Genomic DNA, 15,387 nt, shown 5'->3' with positions numbered 1-15,387 from the left:
AATGGACGAAATACAAAAAGATGATGAATTGAGCCGATGGTTTTCCACCTATGGATTAATAACTGCTGAACGAATATTAGGCAAATATAGTATAACTCTGCCACAAGATGAATTGTTAGAAGCAATTACCACACCATTGAGTTTCTATCGTTATTTATTGCAAATTCCCTTAAAGAATGTGCTTAATGGAATCGTGCTTCAACAAGCAAGTGACTATCATATCTATGCACAAAAATTATTCATTGATTATTTATTATCAGGCGAAAGCAGCAAAGAACCAGATTCACAAGGTGCTGGTACTCGTGAGTCTTTAGAGGACGAAAGGCAACAACTGGTTCAGTTAGGTGATGAGTTTCATAAACTGGAGTTGGAACAAGATAATCTAATTGCTTCAAGTCAAGCTAGTTTAATGAAAATAGCTCATGATTGGAATATAGAGCTTGAAGCAGCTCTTTCCAAATTAAACACATTATATAAAAGTGTTAATCCTGATATTAAAAAAAGCTCAATCAGAAAAGCATTGAATAAGGCATTAATTCATTGTGATCTTGTTAAAGACCAATCACAGAATAACAAAGATGTACTCGTTGATAAATTGAATCAATCATTAAAGATTTCTTCCACTGCGGAAATAAAGGAAACCGTTCTCATGCATCTGGGCGGACTCTTGCAAATTATTGAATCTTTGGATACGAAACTTGGTGAATTTGCTGATCGAACCAATCAAATGGGGCAACAAACAAAATCATTTAGAACACAGTTTTATGAAACAATACTTCGTGTTACGGAGCTAATTAAACTATTACCCGAATACAAAATCAACCCAGAACAAGATGCTATTAATAGGGAGCCCTTATATTTTGATAGAACAATCGGTGAATCATAATGACCGACATTTAATAGTTTTGTAGCCCAATAAATGAGGGATTAATCAAATACAAGTAGTCGATAAGAATCAATCCCAATGTATTTCATCTATTGCTGTAACAGATAAAGAGTTCAATTAATATTAATTTTTTCTAAGTGCAATCTTTAATTTATTAATTTGAATTTACACTATAATTACTAATGGAAATTAATCATATTAAACAAAATTAAGGATGATTCGTTTAATGCATAATGAACTGGATCCAAACATCTCTTTTTTCAAATCAGTATTAGATAAAATTAGAATGAGCAGATCCATGCTTAATCTAATTTTTATTGCTTCAATTGGATTTTTATTAATCATTAATTTCATCTCTTATTATCAACTAAATAATTTAATCAACGCAAATCAGAGAGAAGAACATACCCGTGAAGTTATTGAGACCCTGGATTCTTGTCTTTATAATTTTGTGGAGATTCAGTCGAATCAACGAGGATATCTCCTCAGAGGAGCAGATCAGTTTTTAACCGATGTAGAGTCTATCAAATCAGAATTAAAACGGAATTTAGAGAAACTGGCAGTACTAACAGAAGACAATCCAGAACAAAATAAACGGGTTTTGAATTTCATCGATCGAATTGAGCTACGGCTGAAAATGCTGAATCAGATCGTGACATTTAAGTTAAGTAATAAACTTGATACACAAGAAGGAATTAATTTAATTAACCAAACACTGAATCTATCCAACAACATTAAAAGTTTAGGGCAGGAAATTAAATCAGTAGAATTGGTATTGTTATCGGAAAGAAGTATCAATACCATACAAAAAGCTGATTCGAGTTTTATCCTGCTAATAACTGGCAATATTATCAGTATTCTTTTTCTTATCCTGGCTTTTATTGTTGCCAGTATTGAATTATCAATGCGTAACAAAACAGAATCCTACAATAAAAACATCCAAGTTCGTTTACAAAAAATTATTGAAAGTGCTAGTGATATGATTGCTGCACTTGATAATGATTATCGATTTATCATTTTTAATGAAGCTTATCAACGTGAATTTAAACGTCTTTTTAATAAATCAATAATTGTTAATATGACTTTGGAAGAGGCATTTTCCAATACACCTGAAGACAAGAAAGATTTAGTAAAAGTATGGACTGAGTCATTGCAATACACAGATTGTAATAAAGTTATTGAAGTTAATATGGAAAATGATAAAAATATTTATGAAACAACCACTAAATTAATTCAAAACGGAGATAGGGTGATTACAGGGGTTGTGCACAGCGTTCGCAATATTACTAAACGTATTCAGGAGCATACTGAATTACAGGAATCCTATCAAAAACTTGCTGCGGGAATGAAAGAACTACAGAATAAAAATGAACAAATTACTTTGTTAGTAGAAATGAGCGACATCATGCTTGCATGCAATTCACAAAATGAATTAAGTGAAGTGATGTCCAAATACTCGCAACGACTGCTTTTATTTTCTAGTGGTTATTTGTTTATTATGCATCCTTCTAGAAATTATTTAGAAAAAGCCACTAGTTGGGGGAACCCTCATGATCATCAGATAACCTTTACTCCAGAACAATGTTGGGCTATTCGGATGGGTAGAATCCATGAAGGAGGCTCCTCACGACTTGAATTAATGTGTAGTCACATAACAACTAAAAAAGAGGAAAACATATTATTTTTTTGTGTCCCCTTAATGGCGCAAAATGATATCTATGGCTTACTTTATTTGGAAGTTCATCAAAAACACTCGAACTTGATTAATGAAAATCAACGTTTGTTAATTACTGCTTTTGCTGAACTGGCCGCATTAGCTCTGGCAAATGTCCGTCTGAGAGAGAATTTGCGGCATCAATCAATACGTGATCCACTGACGGGATTATACAATCGTCGATATTTAGAAGATTTTCTGTTTAAACAACTGCACCAAGCACAACGTTCAAAAACCTCATTTGCTATTTTGATGATCGATTTAGATCACTTTAAAAAAATCAACGATACCTTTGGTCATGATGCCGGTGATGCTGCACTAAAAGAGGTAGGAATGCTCCTTCAAGAGGATACAAGACTTGGTGACACCGCTGCTCGATACGGTGGTGAAGAATTTATTATCCTTCTCTATGGCATAGATGCTGAATCAGCTAAAAACAGAGCTGAAACCTTGAGAAATACAATCTCTAAATTACAAATCAAATACGGCGCGCAACAAGTGGGGCATATTACCGCTTCAATTGGTATCGCATTGTATCCAGCGGATGCTAAAACATCATCCGAATTGATTGAGGCGGCAGATAAAGCATTATATCAGGCAAAAAGCAAAGGAAGGAATCAAGTAGTTATGTTCTCGGAAATCACTTCATAATATTGGCATGTTTGACAATTTATTAAATGAATAGATGAATTTTTATTAGCCAGACAAGCAAGAAGTCATGTATAATAATGCACTTTAACTTAACCTCATTGGAGTGCATGATGGCAAAAGAATTAACTTTATCTATTATTAAACCTGATGCTGTAGCTAAATCTGTAATAGGTCAAATTTACACCCGTTTTGAACAAGCTGGCTTAGACATCGTTGCAGCTAAAATGGTACAGCTCTCACGCGAACAAGCTGAAAGTTTTTATGATATTCATCGTGCACGACCCTTTTTTAATGATCTGGTTGCTTTTATGATTTCTGGCCCTGTAATGATTCAAGTATTAAAAGGTGAGAGTGCTGTGGCTAAAAATAGAGAAATTATGGGAGCCACTAATCCAAAAGAAGCGGCGCCAGGAACTATACGCGCTGATTTTGCTGACAGTATCGATGCTAATGCGGTGCATGGATCGGATAGCCAGGAAAATGCTGCCCGTGAAATAGCATTTTTCTTTGAACCACATGAAGTATGCGATAGATAAAAGCTGGTTTGGAATGGCAATGAACCAACAAAAAGTGAATCTATTAAATTATAATTACTCCCAATTACGAGAGTTGTTGATCACTTGGAATGAAAAACCTTTCAGGGCTCAACAGTTATTTCAGTGGATTCATCAGGCTGGTATGTCTGATTTCACCCAGATGACCAATTTAGGGAAAGCTTTAAGACAGAAGCTTTCTCAATTGGCATATATTGGATTGCCTGAAATCGTTGCTTGTCAAAAATCCACTGATGGTACTCATAAATGGCTATTAAAACTGGAATGCGGTAATTGTATTGAAACAGTATTTATTCCTGAGTCTAACCGAGGAACACTCTGTGTGTCATCACAAGTAGGATGTGCATTAAATTGTTCTTTTTGTTCAACTGCAAAGCAAGGATTCAATAGAAACTTGTCAACTGCAGAAATTATTGGACAAGTATGGTTGGCAGTACGAGAATTATCGGGTGACCATGGTATTCACGATAAACGAATCACAAACGTTGTGATGATGGGAATGGGAGAACCATTACTTAATTTTGATAATGTAGTTTCTGCAATGAACATCATGATGGATGATTTTGCCTATGGATTATCCAAAAGACGCGTTACCTTAAGCACTTCTGGTGTATTACCAGAAATGGAGCGCTTAAGGGAAGTGAGTCCAGTTGCTTTAGCCGTATCCTTACATGCTCCAACAGATGAGTTACGTAATGTACTGGTACCAATTAATAAAAAATATCCTCTCACTCAATTAATGTCCTTATGTAAACGATATTTTAAGGACGAACCAAGAAGAAAGGTTACTTTTGAATACGTTATGTTAAAAGGCGTTAATGATCAACCTGAGCATGCCAATCAATTAATTAAACTACTGCAAAATGTACCTGCGAAAGTGAATTTAATTCCCTTTAATCCATTTCCTCTGACTCAATATCAAAGATCACCACAGGAAGTTATAGACGCATTTAGAGAGAAATTAATGAGCCATGGGATTAATACTATAACACGCAAAACTCGAGGTGATGATATTGATGCAGCATGTGGACAACTTGCTGGTGAGGTAAAGGATAAAACCACAAGATCACAGCGATGGCAGAAACTTCATTTCATCAGCAAAGTTAATCAATCAAATGAAATAGTTACTTCCTCGGAATAATCACTTTTGTGCCTGCCAAAATAATTGGCTTGATTAAATCAAATAAAGCTATTTTCTTGTATAGATCTCACATTAAATAGCGACAAATCATTTTTAATTTGGACTTAAGTAGTTATAATGCGGAATCATTTCTAACGTAAAGTGGTTAATCGTGCTAAAAAGCCTGAGATATTTATTAATTATGGTATGTTTGCTTTCACAATCCTGCCAACACACAGAAGACAATGAAGAGCAAAACAATAAAAAAACAGATCTTAGCAAAGCAGCCACTTTTAATATGCAACTGGGGTTAGGATATCTAAAGCAGGGAGATAGGCCAAGAGCAAAAAAGAAATTATTAACTGCCTTGGAACAACAACCAGAATCACCAGATGTTAATGCAGCATTAGCCTATTATTTTGAACAAACCAAGGAACTGGAAAAAGCTAAGAAATATTATCAAAAAGCAATATCGCTATCAGGAAGCGGAGGAGCACAGATGAATAACTATGGTACATTTTTGTGTCGACAAGGAGATTACAAAAGTGCTGAAATATACTTTTTGAAGGCAGTTACAGATCAAAACTATGTCCATACTTCAGGTGCTTATGAAAATGCGGGATTATGTGCTATGGCCATTCCTGATCATGATAAAGCCATTTTATATTTTACAAAGGCATTAAATCAGGATCCATCAAGAAAGGAATCACTATATGAATTAGTGAAGTTACAAAGTAAAATGGGCCATGATACGGAAGCACTCGACTTGCTTCAAAAATATCCCGATTTAGTATTAAATGACAGGGTAATGCTTGCTCTAGCTAAAGATATAGCTAATAGAACAGGTCAATATACACTGGCTGCAGAATATGAAAACAGCTTCAAAAAAATGGAGCCGACTAATAATATTAGTGGAGTAGATAATGAATACAACAGCAGCAATGGATGAAACAGGTAATAACGAAATCACTAACCCTGGTTACGAATTGGCAATTATTCGTCAACAAAAGGGCTACTCAATCGAGTATGTTGCAAGCAAGCTTCATTTGCGTACTCGTATTATAGAACTAATCGAAGCAGGCGATTTTAATTCATTACCCGAGCCAGTTTTTGTAAAAGGATACTTGCGTGCTTATTCAAAATTATTGGGAATTTCACCTGAACCATTTTTAACTGTGTTTAACACACAATATTCCTTTGAAAAAAAACCAGAGCGCGTTGCCCTATGGCAAAGCAAAAAAGAATCTCATAAAGCTGAGCATTTTATTAGATGGTTTACGATATTATTTGCAATTGGAGTGTTGGTTGCGGTTGGTATTTGGTGGCAAAAAAACAAGGATAGTCAAGCCTTATATTCACCTAAAGAAAACACATCTGGATTATCAATAAGTGAAACCAACTCTGAACTTAAATTGACTGATTTATCAAAAATGGAATCATTATTAACACCTAACAATACACAAATGACGCCTCTGGAGAAACAAGGTGGCTGAGAAAATCCAAGCAATCCGAGGAATGAATGATATATTGCCAGATAATACCTCGGCATGGCGATTCATTGAACAAATTTTTGTTAACTGCCTTTCACGATACGGTTACAATGAGATTCGTTTTCCAATTGTTGAAAGTACACAGTTATTTAAACGTACAATTGGTGAAATTACCGACATTGTTGAAAAAGAAATGTATACTTTCAATGACTTGAATGGTGATAGCATCACTCTGAGGCCAGAAGGTACGGCAGGCTGTGTTCGTGCCTGCATAGAACATGGTTTATTGCATAATCAACAACAAAAATTGTGGTACTCAGGCCCCATGTTTCGTCATGAACGCCCACAAAAGGGTAGATACCGTCAATTCAACCAGTTCGGAGTCGAGGCACTGGGAATTACTGGTACATCCATCGAACTGGAACTCATATCGATTTGTCGCAGATTATGGACTGATTTAGGTTTTTCTCATTCAGTGCAACTACAAGTTAACTCGTTAGGTGAGCTGGAAGAACGTCAAAAATATCGCGCTGTTCTCGTAGAATATTTACGAGATCATTTTAATATATTAGATGATGATAGTAAAAGACGATTAGATAGAAACCCTTTAAGAATTCTTGATAGTAAAAACCCTGCTCTTCAGCAACTGATTCATAATGCTCCTAAACTAATCGATATTCTGGGAGACGAAAGCCGCGAGCATTTTCAATCATTTTGTAGCGGATTGGAAACGCTTGGCATCCCTTATTCCATTAATCCAGTCTTGGTAAGAGGATTGGATTATTATGGTCAAACAGTATTCGAATGGGTAACAGATCAATTAGGAAGTCAAGCCACTATATGTGCGGGAGGCAGATACGATATGTTGGTAGAGTTTCTTGGTGGAACTCCTACTCCTGCAGTTGGTTTTGCTTTAGGCCTGGAAAGAATTTTTCTTTTAATGGAAACTTTGAATTTATTGAATTTAAATGAAAATAAACCATTTATATTTGTTATTGCTACTAGTGAAGAAGCAATATTGAAAGCGCTGGTTATGGCTGAATCAATTCGTAATGCTCACCCATCAATTAATATTATAACTAATACATCGGGGGGAAGTTTTAAAAGTCAATTTAAAAAAGCAGATAAAAGCGGAGCTCGTTTGGCTTTGATTTTGGGAGACGATGAGATTGCTAAAGAATGTGTAAGTATTAAAGATTTGAGAGCTGAAGTAGAACAACTGTCAATACCCCTTATTAACGTAAATCAATTTTTACAAGATTATCTAGCTTGAGGGCAGGAGAGTATTATGTCTGTTTATATGACGGAAGAAGAACAATTAGAAGTTATCAAAAAATGGTGGAAACGATACGGAAATATAATAACTATTGTTATATCAATAGTGCTTCTTATTATTGCAGGATACCGATACATGAATTGGCATGATGACAAGATAAAGCAACAAGCATCTATCGCCTATGAAAATATGATGATTGCTTTTTCTAATCAAAATATAAAGTCAGTGCGCTCGTATGCCAATGAACTAATAAACGATTATAAGCACACAGTTTATGCTGATGTAGCACATATGACACTTGCAAAAATTTATGTTGGTAAAAATAAACTTGAAAAAGCAAGAGATGAGTTGCAGGCCGTTGTTTCTGAGAGCAAAATGAACCCGCTAAGACAAATTGCCAAAATACGAATCGCGCGCCTACTGGCGGCAGAAAAAGCTTATACCAATGCTTTAAATGAATTAAGTGTTGTCGAAGACAATGCCTATCTGCCGGTGATTAATGAGTTAAAAGGTGATATTTATAGCGCAAAAGGTCAGTATCAGGATGCCATTAAGTCTTATCGACTAGCTATTGACGAAGTACGAACAAACGGAATGGGCAATTTATTTTTAGAAATGAAAACAAATGAGTTAGCAATTAAAACTCAATCGATGATTACTGACGACAAAAAGATAAAAGCGGCTTAATTTTTATTGTTAATAAAGGTTTATGTTTTATGAAAATCAGAATATTTGTTTTAACACTATTTACCTTGGCTCAAGGATGTACTCATATTGATGATTATATGTTTGGTAAGGATAATACCCCTCAGCCAAAACAACTAAAAGAAATACAGCCCAAGATTAAAGTAGCTCAAAACTGGACAGCACCAGTTGGAAAGGCTCGTAAATCCAATGAGCACTTGAATCTTAAGCCAGTGATTCGTGGAGATATCGTTTATACTGCTGATGCAAGTGGATTAGTACAAGCAGTCAGCAAAAAAGATGGTCAGGTAAAATGGTCAACCATATTAAAAAATAATATTGTTAGTGGACCAACTGTAGCGGACGGCTTTGTAATTGTAGGGACTAACGCCTCTACATTGGTATTATTGAATCAAGCTAATGGAAAAGAGATTTGGCAACACAAAGTGTCAGCTGAAGTTTTGGCGCCTCCAGCATTATCACATCAAAAGGTTATTGCAAAAACTATAGATGGGAAAGTTTATGCGATTGATGCCGTAAACGGTAAACAACTTTGGGTTGCAGATCACGGCGCTCCAGGTCTGGTACTAAAAGCCAGCTCGTCACCTATCGTGGTTGATAATTTAATTCTTATAGGGTTTTCAGATGGGAAATTAGATGCTCTTGAATTGCAGACGGGAAGATTAATGTGGCAAAGGAGTATTGCTTATGGAACAGGTGCAAGTGATGTTGATCGTTTAGTTGACATTGACTCTGATCCCATAATAAATAACAACGTTGCCTATTTGGCCAGTTATCAGGGATATGTTGGTGCTTTATCACTGTCCAATGGCCAATTTCTATGGAGAAAACCAGCATCAGTTTATAAAAATATGCTTTTAAGCCACAATAACCTGTATTTTACAGACAGCAATGATGTTCTGTGGTCGTTAAACAGCCTTACCGGTCAGGTTAATTGGAAACAAACAGCCTTAAAAGCAAGAGGACTCACTGCACCTGTTTTAGTCGGAGGAGACTTGGCTGTGGGGGATAGGACAGGATACCTGCATATCTTGTCCACTCAAACTGGTGAATTACTCGGTCGCTCCCAACTATCGGGAGGAGTAACAGTATCTCCAAGTGTATCTGGCCAAAAAATGTATGTATTAACTGACAATGGAATGCTCAATCAACTTTCAGTGAGCTAACGATATGATTCCTGTAATTGCCTTGGTTGGGCGCCCCAATGTAGGAAAGTCTACTTTATTCAATAGACTGACCAAGACGCAAGATGCTCTTGTTGCTGATTTTCCTGGCCTAACGAGGGATAGACAGTATGGGCAAGCCCAATATGAAAATAAATCCTATATTGTTGTTGATACTGGTGGTATAGGGGTTGATGACATTGATGTTGATACTTTGATGTCAAAACAGTCAAGAGTCGCTTTAAACGAAGCCGATGTCATTCTCTTTCTGGTTGATGGTCGATCGGGATTAACTGGTATTGACGAACAAATCGCCCAAACATTGAGAAAACTAAATAAAAAAGTACATTTGGTTGTTAATAAAACCGATGGATTGAATGAAGACATTGCTTGCGCCGACTTTCAGTCTCTAGGAGTTATAGATGTACATGCGATTTCTGCTTCTCATGGAGGAGGGATCAGCTCATTACTCGAAAGTATCCTGGCTCCATTTACATCCGAAACGCATGAGCCAACTCAGGAAAAAGCCATCAAGATTGCTTTTGCTGGTCGGCCCAATGTTGGAAAATCAACCTTAATTAATAGAATATTAGGTGAAGAAAGAGTAGTAGTCTATGATATGCCTGGAACAACTCGAGATAGTATTTCAATCCCGTTTACAAGAGATGATAAACAGTACACCCTCATTGACACTGCAGGAGTAAGACGCAAATCACGTGTTGATGAAAAAATCGAAAAATTTTCTGTTATTAAAACACTGCAAGCGATAAAAGAAGCGCATGTTTGCATGTTACTTATTGACGCGAATGAAGGCATTACAGATCAAGATATGAATTTGCTCGGGTTCATTATTGAATCCGGCAAGGCATTAGTTATTGCAGTAAATAAATGGGATGGTTTGGAAGGCGATCATAAGGAAACTGTAAAATCTGAACTTTCAAGGCGATTGCACTTTGCAAATTTTGCAAAAATACGATTTATTTCCGCATTGCATGGTAGTGGGGTAGGTGGATTATTCAAAGACATCAATGAAGCTTACAGCTCTGCAACACAATCTTTTTCTACACCAAAACTAACCAGATTACTGCAAGACATCAGTACAAAGCATACACCACCATGTGTTAATGGTCGCCGTATCAAATTACGTTATGCACATCTGGGTGGACATAATCCACCAGTTGTAGTTATTCATGGAAATCAACTTGATGCTTTACCTGAAAGTTACAAGCGTTATTTAAATAATGAATTTGTTAAACATTTGGGATTAATTGGTACTCCTTTAAAACTTGAATTTAAAGGTGGTTCTAATCCGTTCGCCAACAAAAAAAATAAATTATCACAAAGACAAGTTAATAAGAAAAAACGATTGATGCGATGGGCCAAAAGCAAAAAATAAATTAAAAAAATAGGTCATAGTGAATCAAATAGGACTGAATCATAATCAGGAAGATCCCGTCTTAACTACGTTCCCCCTGGCAACGATTGCACTTTTACTTGTTGTCTTCTCTTTCTTCCCAAGATTAATCTGCTCTAAGAGTTAATACATCGCAATGCGCATGGTTTACTACAGCATGAGCTGTGCTCCCTAAAATTGATGGGAGGCCCATAATAGAATGAGAACCTATTATAATAAGCTGGCAGTTTAAATCTTTTGCCTTATTTAGCACATGTTCTTTTACTGATCCAATTTCTACAAATTGCTGCTCTAAGGGTATTCGTAAATTTTCCCCTAACAATGAAAGTACGGTTTGTGCATCCTCTTTTGAAGGGTTAGCTAACTCAGTAAACCCCAGTCCTTGGGCTATTAATATACTTGTTGGTAATTCGATTACATGTAAAAGATATAGTTTGGCATTGAACTGTTTCGCGATACTTGCAGCTTTTTCTGCGAGATGGACATGCTCATTTAATAAATCAGTTGCAAATAAAATATTTGTATACATGTTGACCTCATTTTAAATAGAATCATTAAGTTATAGTGTAGTAGATTATGTTGTCAGAGTATAATCCTAAATAACGTAACTGCATCCTTCTATGAGCACTTAAATCATCCATCTCCAAAACCTTAGATATTCTTGTTACGAATACAGCCGCACTTTTTAAGATAATTTGATGCTGATAAATCTGGCTTTAATTCCAGAAGAGGAATAAGAACAAAATCTCGCAAGTGAAAACATGGATGTGGAATTGTTAAATTTTTTGTTTTAACTGATCTACTACCAAATAAGACAATATCAATATCAAGTGTTCGTGGCCCCCATTGTTTTTTCCTAATTCGCTTATGTTTGTTTTCAATTTTTTTGCACCATTTTAAAAGTACTGTGGGTGATAAAATGGTTCTGATTTCTATCATAACATTACAAAAATCTTGTTGATTCTTAAGTCCCCATGCCTTATTCCAATATAATTGGGATATTTTTACGAGGGAAGTTGATGGAATTTGTTTAATTTCATTAATGGCCTGTCGTATTTGACGTTCAGGATTTTTTTGATTTGAACCCAGGCTGAGATAACAGACGTTCATTTTATTACTTTCGGTTTACGACGTTTTTTGGATTTTGCAGGGCTGTTCGCAAATAATTGCGCGACCATTTTGTTTTTTTCATTATCATCAACTTCTTGAAAAGTTGTCCACCACTGTGCTAAATCCATCGATTCATCGCCAGCTAATGCCCTTAATGCCATAAAATCATACGCTGCCCTAAAACGTGGGTGTAAAAGCAAATTGAAAGCCCTACCTCCGAGTCTTTTTTCAAAACGGTATTGTAAAAGCCAAATTTCCCTAATGACCTGGCTATAGCGCTTCGGAATAGAAATTATTGTATTCTGGTCACTAAGCGCCAAGGACATTGCTTTTTCAATAGATGGTAAAGGATCCAATCCGGATTTTTGTAATTTTTTAGAGATTTCAATCATTGGAAACCATAGTAAAATAGCAATAAGAAATGCAGGAGTTACTGGTTTTCCATCGCGTATTCTTGTATCAGTATTTTCGAGAGCAATGCCCAATAGAGGATTAACTGGATAATTGCTTTCAAGTAAAGCGCTAGTCTGAGGAAATAAATAATGAAATAAACCATATTGAACAAGTAATTTTTGAACTGTTTCAGCTTCCCCACATTGATAAAGTTTAGTCATTTCATCAAATAGCCGTGAACTAGACACTTGAGTAATCAGATGACTGATTTTAGGGAAGGGGGCTTCTGTCTCTGGTGACAGTTTAAAATGCAACTTCGCACTAAATCGGACAGCTCTCAGCATACGCACTGGGTCCTCTTTATAGCGTGTGACCGGATCTCCAATTATCCGAATCCGCTTTTGTTGAACGTCTTGAACACCACCAGTAAAATCAATAATTGAAGAATCAGAAATATTATAATAAAGAGAGTTAATCGTGAAATCTCGCCGCCATGCATCCTCATCCAGGGAACCATAAACATTATCCCTTACGAGCATCCCACGCTCATTAAATTGATGACTGGAATCACTGGAATCATGACCTCGAAAAGTAGCCACTTCAATAACTTCACGATGAAATAAAATATGGACTAACTTAAATCGACGACCAATGATGCGAGCGTTTTTAAATAAATTTTTTATCTCGTTGGGAGTAGCATTTGTCGCGATATCAAAATCTTTAGGTGCCTTATGGAGTAATAAATCTCTGACACTGCCACCAACAATATATGCCTGAAAACCATGACTAATTAAACGGTTAAGAACCTTTAGAGCATTTGTGCTAATATCCGCTTTAGATATGTTGTGCTTATTTCTTGGAACAATATATGCCAAGTCGATTACACATCCATGCGTCCTGTTTTTTCTTAACAGCTTTTTGATAAACTTGATGATCGTTGTTTCTCTCTTGATTGATTAAAGATATTAGGGTGTGTTGACAATTACCTCATAAATTATAAGTACCGGCAAAAAAGCATCAACATAGAGGACATTGCAGATCGCTTTAAACACCGAATTGTTAACACAGACTAATTATAACGAAGCAAATGATCAAAGGGAATCATTTACCTTTACAAATATTTTAGCGAAAATGATGCATCATACTTATCATAAGGATACTAAATGGATTTTATAGATATATCCCTTAGTTTAACCGCCCTGGTTATCCTGGAAGTGGTTCTTGGAATAGACAACCTGGTTATTCTGTCAATTATGACAGAAAAATTGCCCCGTGAAAAAAGAAAAAAAGCAAGAAGGTGGGGTTTAACTTTTGCCTGGATGACACGATTACTCTTACTGGCCTCTGCTGCATTTTTAGTTAAATTGGTAAAGCCAATCATGACTATAGGTAGTCTGTCATTTTCAGCACGTGATTTGTTCTTGATATTGGGTGGTGCTTTTTTAATTTGGAAATCAACAGATGAGATTCATCAGGATGTTATGGAAGAGCCACCTATCGAGCCTGTTTCAAAAAATGTTTATTCAACAGCTACATTCAGAGGTGTTGTGATTCAAATAGCATTGCTTGATATTATATTTTCACTGGATAGCGTTCTAACGGCCGTTGGACTAACATCTCATTTTATGGTGATGGCACTAGCTATTACCATTGCAATTATCATTATGATCTGGGCAAGTGAACCTGTCAGTAAATTTATCAGTGATCATCCTACTATTAAAATGCTGGCTCTAAGCTATTTAATTCTAATAGGTACAGTATTGGTAGCCGATGGATTTGAATTTCACGTACCTAGAGGATATTTATATTTTGCCATGGGCTTTTCGTTAGCAGTAGAATCACTCAACCTGGTTAAACATGAGCGAGCGAAGCGTAAGAAGTTGAGAAGGAAATAGGTATGTTATTCATTAAAGCATTTCATATAATTGCCATGGTAGCCTGGTTTTCAGGTTTATTTTATTTACCAAGACTGTATGTATATCATGCTGAATCCCAGGATAAAATCAGTCTTGAACGGTTTAAAATAATGGAAAGAAGATTATATTATGGAATTACCTGGCCTGCAGGGCTTGTTACTACCATTTTGGGCTTGTGGCTATTAAATTATAATATGTCTTATTATCTTAAAGCAGGGTGGATGCACACCAAGCTTACGCTGGTTTTAATTTTATGGATATATCATTTGGTTTGTGGCCACTACCTTAAATTGTTTGCGCTTGATAGAAACACAAAAAGTTCTCGTTTTTATCGGTTTTTTAATGAAATGCCTACCTTACTACTGATAGGCATAGTTTTGTTGGTTATTTTGAGGCCATTTTAATCCATTTCAACCATTTCAAAATCTTCTTTACCTGCCCCACAATCTGGACAAAACCAGTTTTCAGGTACGTCCTCCCATCGTGTGCCTGGCTCAATACCATCTTCAGGCCAACCTTCAGCCTCATCATATATAAATCCACAAATAACACAAATGTATCTTTTAAACTCTTGCATAGTCTAAACTCAATAAAAAAGTGCTAATTTATCTACTGTTGACAATTATGTAAAGTTAAACCTCATTTGATACTGCAGCAAACTTATTATTTACATTAAATACAAGCATATTGATGCAATTTTGTACTAATCAATAGCTGATATACAATTCCACTGAAATTGGATACTTATGTATCAATCTTCAAACTTATAATCATTCATAATACACATGATGAATTGAATTTAAGCAGAACAATAGTTCTAAATCAACTCGATCTGATATCTACTTGATGTGTGTTTAATACTACTATTTTGCAAAATTTACGAAATGACTGTACCATAGCCTTGCAAAATAGATAGTTACTTATATAGTTTAGTCATTATGAAGCGACTTCTGGCCTGCTTTACTAATCAGCTAACACAATAGCCGTGAAGAGCC

Annotated in this window: 16 protein-coding genes; 12 read left to right on the top strand and 4 right to left on the bottom strand. The window is 35.8% G+C overall.

Going from position 1 to position 15,387, the window contains the following annotated elements; translation table 11 throughout:
* Nucleotide 1 precedes the first annotated feature (1 nt).
* From ACZ5EK_RS08125 to der, 10 genes are all read left to right on the top strand, one after another.
* Entirely contained in the window at nucleotides 2–886 is an 885-nt protein-coding gene (locus ACZ5EK_RS08125) for a hypothetical protein (RefSeq protein WP_464428909.1), read from the top strand.
* A 298-nt stretch (nucleotides 887–1,184) separates the two neighbouring features.
* On the top strand, nucleotides 1,185–3,251 hold the full coding sequence (locus ACZ5EK_RS08120) for a diguanylate cyclase (RefSeq protein ID WP_464428907.1): 2,067 nt from the start codon (nucleotides 1,185–1,187) through the stop codon (nucleotides 3,249–3,251).
* A 110-nt stretch (nucleotides 3,252–3,361) separates the two neighbouring features.
* The gene (ndk, locus tag ACZ5EK_RS08115; protein WP_464428905.1) at nucleotides 3,362–3,787 is read left to right on the top strand and encodes a nucleoside-diphosphate kinase; all 426 of its coding nucleotides are present in this window, start codon (nucleotides 3,362–3,364) and stop codon (nucleotides 3,785–3,787) included.
* A 19-nt stretch (nucleotides 3,788–3,806) separates the two neighbouring features.
* Nucleotides 3,807–4,946 carry a dual-specificity RNA methyltransferase RlmN gene (gene rlmN, locus ACZ5EK_RS08110; protein ID WP_464428902.1) on the top strand — a complete coding sequence of 380 codons (1,140 nt, stop codon included), beginning with the start codon at nucleotides 3,807–3,809 and terminating at the stop codon, nucleotides 4,944–4,946.
* A gap of 151 nt (nucleotides 4,947–5,097) precedes the next feature.
* Nucleotides 5,098–5,874 carry a type IV pilus biogenesis/stability protein PilW gene (pilW, locus tag ACZ5EK_RS08105; RefSeq protein ID WP_464428899.1) on the top strand — a complete coding sequence of 259 codons (777 nt, stop codon included), beginning with the start codon at nucleotides 5,098–5,100 and terminating at the stop codon, nucleotides 5,872–5,874.
* Entirely contained in the window at nucleotides 5,849–6,418 is a 570-nt protein-coding gene (locus tag ACZ5EK_RS08100) for a helix-turn-helix domain-containing protein (protein WP_464428898.1), read from the top strand. Before pilW ends, ACZ5EK_RS08100 begins: the two co-directional genes overlap by 26 nt.
* Before the next feature lie 22 nt (nucleotides 6,419–6,440).
* Nucleotides 6,441–7,688 (top strand): histidine--tRNA ligase, encoded by a 1,248-nt coding sequence (gene hisS, locus ACZ5EK_RS08095; protein WP_464432470.1) that lies wholly within the window; start codon nucleotides 6,441–6,443, stop codon nucleotides 7,686–7,688.
* A 15-nt stretch (nucleotides 7,689–7,703) separates the two neighbouring features.
* Nucleotides 7,704–8,378: a YfgM family protein gene (locus ACZ5EK_RS08090; protein ID WP_464428895.1), complete on the top strand. Its 675-nt coding sequence runs from the start codon at nucleotides 7,704–7,706 to the stop codon at nucleotides 8,376–8,378.
* Nucleotides 8,379–8,407: 29 nt separating this feature from the next.
* On the top strand, nucleotides 8,408–9,562 hold the full coding sequence (gene bamB / locus ACZ5EK_RS08085; protein WP_464428892.1) for an outer membrane protein assembly factor BamB: 1,155 nt from the start codon (nucleotides 8,408–8,410) through the stop codon (nucleotides 9,560–9,562).
* A gap of 4 nt (nucleotides 9,563–9,566) precedes the next feature.
* A complete protein-coding gene (der, locus tag ACZ5EK_RS08080) occupies nucleotides 9,567–10,955 on the top strand; it encodes a ribosome biogenesis GTPase Der (RefSeq protein WP_464428889.1) in 1,389 nt (462 codons plus the stop codon).
* A gap of 124 nt (nucleotides 10,956–11,079) precedes the next feature.
* Here der and ACZ5EK_RS08075 read toward each other — a convergent pair whose 3' ends face one another.
* The 3 genes from ACZ5EK_RS08075 to pcnB all read right to left on the bottom strand — a co-directional run bounded on the left by ACZ5EK_RS08075 (nucleotide 11,080) and on the right by pcnB (nucleotide 13,351).
* Nucleotides 11,080–11,502 carry a universal stress protein gene (locus ACZ5EK_RS08075; protein WP_464428887.1) on the bottom strand — a complete coding sequence of 141 codons (423 nt, stop codon included), beginning with the start codon at nucleotides 11,500–11,502 and terminating at the stop codon, nucleotides 11,080–11,082.
* Between the two features lie 122 nt (nucleotides 11,503–11,624).
* Nucleotides 11,625–12,083, bottom strand: a complete 459-nt coding sequence (gene folK / locus ACZ5EK_RS08070; protein ID WP_464428885.1) for a 2-amino-4-hydroxy-6-hydroxymethyldihydropteridine diphosphokinase — start codon at nucleotides 12,081–12,083, stop codon at nucleotides 11,625–11,627.
* Entirely contained in the window at nucleotides 12,080–13,351 is a 1,272-nt protein-coding gene (gene pcnB / locus ACZ5EK_RS08065) for a polynucleotide adenylyltransferase PcnB (protein ID WP_464428882.1), read from the bottom strand. The genes folK and pcnB overlap by 4 nt, the downstream gene beginning before the upstream one ends.
* A 288-nt stretch (nucleotides 13,352–13,639) precedes the next feature.
* Here pcnB and ACZ5EK_RS08060 point away from each other — a divergent pair, with 288 nt between their 5' ends.
* Both ACZ5EK_RS08060 and hemJ read left to right on the top strand, forming a co-directional pair.
* Nucleotides 13,640–14,371 (top strand): TerC family protein, encoded by a 732-nt coding sequence (locus ACZ5EK_RS08060; protein ID WP_464428881.1) that lies wholly within the window; start codon nucleotides 13,640–13,642, stop codon nucleotides 14,369–14,371.
* Between the two features lie 2 nt (nucleotides 14,372–14,373).
* Nucleotides 14,374–14,796, top strand: coding sequence for a protoporphyrinogen oxidase HemJ (hemJ, locus tag ACZ5EK_RS08055; protein WP_464428878.1), 423 nt, complete (start codon nucleotides 14,374–14,376; stop codon nucleotides 14,794–14,796).
* Here hemJ and ACZ5EK_RS08050 read toward each other — a convergent pair.
* A complete protein-coding gene (locus ACZ5EK_RS08050) occupies nucleotides 14,793–14,969 on the bottom strand; it encodes a rubredoxin (protein WP_464428875.1) in 177 nt (58 codons plus the stop codon). The two genes, hemJ and ACZ5EK_RS08050, sit on opposite strands and share 4 nt — an antisense overlap.
* Between the last annotated feature and the right edge of the window lie 418 nt (nucleotides 14,970–15,387).

It is taken from the genome of Legionella sp. JM-2024 (genome assembly GCF_055389095.1).
The sequence above is the reverse complement of the archived record's forward strand: the minus strand, read 5'-3'. Positions and strand labels throughout refer to the sequence as shown.

What these genes read in the sequence shown, in the direction of transcription:
- ACZ5EK_RS08125 (WP_464428909.1), top strand. Translation starts at nt 2, where the DNA reads ATGGACGAAATACAAAAAGATGATGAATTGAGCCGATGGTTTTCCACC.
- ACZ5EK_RS08120 (WP_464428907.1), top strand. Translation starts at nt 1,185, where the DNA reads ATGCTTAATCTAATTTTTATTGCTTCAATTGGATTTTTATTAATCATT.
- ndk (WP_464428905.1), top strand. Translation starts at nt 3,362, where the DNA reads ATGGCAAAAGAATTAACTTTATCTATTATTAAACCTGATGCTGTAGCT.
- rlmN (WP_464428902.1), top strand. Translation starts at nt 3,807, where the DNA reads ATGAACCAACAAAAAGTGAATCTATTAAATTATAATTACTCCCAATTA.
- ACZ5EK_RS08100 (WP_464428898.1), top strand. Translation starts at nt 5,849, where the DNA reads ATGAATACAACAGCAGCAATGGATGAAACAGGTAATAACGAAATCACT.
- hisS (WP_464432470.1), top strand. Translation starts at nt 6,441, where the DNA reads ATGAATGATATATTGCCAGATAATACCTCGGCATGGCGATTCATTGAA.
- ACZ5EK_RS08090 (WP_464428895.1), top strand. Translation starts at nt 7,704, where the DNA reads ATGTCTGTTTATATGACGGAAGAAGAACAATTAGAAGTTATCAAAAAA.
- bamB (WP_464428892.1), top strand. Translation starts at nt 8,408, where the DNA reads ATGAAAATCAGAATATTTGTTTTAACACTATTTACCTTGGCTCAAGGA.
- der (WP_464428889.1), top strand. Translation starts at nt 9,567, where the DNA reads ATGATTCCTGTAATTGCCTTGGTTGGGCGCCCCAATGTAGGAAAGTCT.
- ACZ5EK_RS08075 (WP_464428887.1), bottom strand. Translation starts at nt 11,502, where the DNA reads ATGTATACAAATATTTTATTTGCAACTGATTTATTAAATGAGCATGTC.
- folK (WP_464428885.1), bottom strand. Translation starts at nt 12,083, where the DNA reads ATGAACGTCTGTTATCTCAGCCTGGGTTCAAATCAAAAAAATCCTGAA.
- ACZ5EK_RS08060 (WP_464428881.1), top strand. Translation starts at nt 13,640, where the DNA reads ATGGATTTTATAGATATATCCCTTAGTTTAACCGCCCTGGTTATCCTG.
- hemJ (WP_464428878.1), top strand. Translation starts at nt 14,374, where the DNA reads ATGTTATTCATTAAAGCATTTCATATAATTGCCATGGTAGCCTGGTTT.
- ACZ5EK_RS08050 (WP_464428875.1), bottom strand. Translation starts at nt 14,969, where the DNA reads ATGCAAGAGTTTAAAAGATACATTTGTGTTATTTGTGGATTTATATAT.